The following is a 3,288-nucleotide window of genomic DNA, read 5'->3' on the forward strand; positions in this document are numbered from 1 at the left end:
ACTTAATCCCCCTCCGTTTTTTGTTTTTGATGATTAAAATTATTTAATCTCTTTTAAAAGAGCGTCTTTAAAAGCTTTAATCTCATCTTCACTAACTAATTCAGCGATATTCCAATGTTTGATTAAAAAATCTAGTAACTTCTCACTCCTTTCTTTAATCTCTGTAATACCCCAAGAAGCATTTTTAGCGACTTCTTTTTCACTATAAGAACCCTTTTTATACTCTTTGATTTTCTCATCAAATGGTTTATTGCTTAAAGAGCTGTTAGTGTTTTTAGGGAGTAAGAGCAAGTTTCCTAACGCATGCACAACGCTTGGTTTTTTAGCAAGATTTTTTTCTTTGGCGCTATAGCCTTTATCAGGAGTTTGGGGTAAAATATGCTCTATGCTTTCTGCACTTTCACTAAAATCAAGGGTTGTTGTAGGGTTATGGTGTAACTCATATTCATAAAGCAAGTAGTTTAGTGCCTTGCCCCACTCATACCATTTTTTAGGTTTAGTTTTAAGATTAATACGCTCTTCAAGTAATTCTAAGCCACTATGTTTCCCCTTAAAAAACCCTTCTTTTAATGTTGGAAGATTTTTAATGGTTACTCGCTCTGCTCCCACTCTATACGCTTGAATGTTTTGAAAGGCTAAATTAATCAATTTATCTTTAGCAGTGTCCCTACCAGCAACCCCATAGACTAAAAATCCAAAACGCTCTAAATCCACTAATAAATCCTCTAATTCTTTGGTGGTATAGGGCTGTTTATCAATAAATTTTAATAGAAGTTGCGTTGTAAAAATAGAAAGTAATAAGGGCATGAACGCATTATCGCTCAAGGCGTTTAAACGGCGCATTTTGTCTAATAAAACACTCATTTTAGGTGTGATTTCAATTTTAAGTTTCTTTTCATCGCCATTATCATCTGTATAATCCATGATAATAGCCTCTTCATCAAGTGTGTGTAAAAAATCCCAAACCCAAGAAGAATATTTAATGAATAATAATAAATCCTCTATTTTTTCATATTCATCATCTAAATTTGTGTTATGGGTGTATCTTTTATGGGCGTTAAACTCCATATCCAATAACCTTGCCTTAAAATTCCCTTTCTCCCCATAATAATACGCTACAAAATGTTTTAAAAAACTCTCTAAATGAGAATCTTGAAAATTTTTCAAACTATCATAAAGACTAGTATAGGTGCTATTGATAAAATCTTGAAGCTCTTCTAATTTGTCTCCATCACAAATCTTATGCGCTATGAAATGCAAACGATTTTTTAACAATTCTAAAGTAGATAGCTCTTTACCACGATTATTAATGGTCTCAAAAGAACTGAATTTATCTATCCTACTATCATTTAATTCCACCACGCTAAAAAGCATTCTTTTTGTAAGGGCATCAAACATTTTATTGAGCGTATCCATGGGTGTATTGCTGATTTTTTCTTCAAAAAATTCATAAGCATTAATAAAATTCTTAGCATAAAAAGAAGTTTTAAATTTTTCTAAATCTTTTTCTTCTTCAACAATAGCCTCAAAAGCGTCATCTACATCATAATAATTATAGCTATAGTATAAAGTGGGTTTTAGACTTTTTAAAGAATGTTTGTCTTCATTCTTGGTAGCCTTTGCTAAAAGACCTAATAGCATTAGACTTGTAGTCAATCGTTGTTGGCCATCTACAACTTCAAAATCAGGCAAATCAAGCTCATCTTCAGCCTCTCTCATTAACCTTAAAGTAAGATTGTGCATGTAATGAAACTTATTTTCTAGCTTAGAGATATACTCTAAATCATTCCAAAAATCCTTTAATTGTCTTTCTTGCCATGCATAGCCTCTTTGATAATTAGGGATTTCAAACACGCCTTTATCAATCACTTCATCTAAATTCAATAATTTCATAAAAATCCTTTCTTGTTGTTATTTAAAAACTGTTAGCCACTTAACTTTTTCGCTTAATCAACTTTGGTGCTGAAATTTGGCGATTATGCGTAAAATGCCAAGTATTCCTATTGACTAACTCTTCGTATTCTTTGCTACCCTTTTGAGCGCAAACTCCCTCAACCTTTAACGCTCCCTCTTCATCGCACTCAATAGTGTCATGGTCAATTTTTAGAGCAAAGACACTGCGTTGGACTTCAGCCCCTCTAGTTAAATCCTCATTCACAATACCAATAATGTAATCCACTTTACGCATAGCCTCAAAATCTTCATACTGAGCCACTTCGCCTCTTCTTATGCGATAGTAATCTAGAGTGCATTCATCACACTCTTTTCTAAAATTCTCATTTCCCGGAATTGTTCCTTTATATGCGGGTGAAACCACACACAACAACAAGTTGTATTTTTCATGCACTTCTAAATCTTCTATCTTTGCCATTTCTAGCTCCTTTGAAATTTAATTCTGTAAGCCCCACTGATTTTCTAAAAAATGGGGCTTATCAAATTAAATTTTTCCAAGGACACTATGGATGCAAATAAAAGGGTAAATAACTAAAAATAAAACAAGAAAAATTAAAAAGATGTGGTTTTCTAAGTAAATTTTGTGGAATTATAGTAGTATTGCTTGATTGCTTGATTGCTTGATTGCTTGATTGCTTGATTGCTTGATTGATTGATTGCTTGATTGCTTGATTGATTGATTGATTGTCATTCCTACCCTTTTTGAAACAAGTTTTTGGTATTATACCTAGCAATTATCAATAAGAGCTTCCATAATTTCATTGAATACAAACTAAAATATCTTTTAATTCCGTATAACTCCATAGCTCTTGGTGTTAGAAACCCTCTTTGTTATGGCTTCTTTTTTGCAACACATCTAACTAGAATATTCAATAATCTCCCCAACCCCATAAATTAACCCCCTAATCTCTATCTAATCTCTATCTAATCTCTATCTAATCTCTATCTAATCTCTATCTAATCTCTATCTAATCTCTATCTAATCTCTATCTAATCTCTATCTAATCTCTATCTAATCTCTATCTAATCTCTATCTTCACTGCAACTTCTTTTAATCTTTTTCTCTTTCTTACTCTTATCCCCCTAACCCCCCATTCAAAGCACTCACAACAACCTAACCCCCCTCTATCAAATTCATTTTCAACCCCCATCTAAACCCTTTTTATCATTTATTTTCAATTCTCTCAAATCTTTAAGCAAACTTTAAGCATTGCGTGTCTATAATTACATTTCGTTTTTAACGACGAGCTTTTAAGTTCTTTAAAAGTTAAACCAAGAGCTAACACTGTCCCCTATACAAATTCCCGACCCCACGAGACCAGAGAGGAACTCGTA

At 32.8% G+C, this 3,288-nt stretch carries 3 protein-coding genes; all 3 read right to left on the bottom strand.

Going from position 1 to position 3,288, the window contains the following annotated elements; genetic code table 11:
• Positions 1 to 39: 39 nt before the first annotated feature.
• The 3 genes from C6H25_RS08225 to C6H25_RS08995 all read right to left on the bottom strand — a co-directional run bounded on the left by C6H25_RS08225 (position 40) and on the right by C6H25_RS08995 (position 3,104).
• Positions 40 to 1,893, bottom strand: coding sequence for a DUF262 domain-containing protein (locus C6H25_RS08225; RefSeq protein WP_104748942.1), 1,854 nt, complete (start codon positions 1,891 to 1,893; stop codon positions 40 to 42).
• Positions 1,894 to 1,933: 40 nt separating this feature from the next.
• Positions 1,934 to 2,371, bottom strand: a complete 438-nt coding sequence (locus C6H25_RS08230; RefSeq protein WP_104748943.1) for a hypothetical protein — start codon at positions 2,369 to 2,371, stop codon at positions 1,934 to 1,936.
• Positions 2,372 to 2,972: 601 nt separating this feature from the next.
• Complete coding sequence (locus tag C6H25_RS08995) at positions 2,973 to 3,104, bottom strand: hypothetical protein (protein ID WP_267891816.1); 132 nt, start codon at positions 3,102 to 3,104, stop codon at positions 2,973 to 2,975.
• Positions 3,105 to 3,288: the final 184 nt, after the last annotated feature.

Source organism: Helicobacter cetorum (assembly GCF_900198405.1).
Classification (GTDB): domain Bacteria; phylum Campylobacterota; class Campylobacteria; order Campylobacterales; family Helicobacteraceae; genus Helicobacter; species Helicobacter cetorum_C.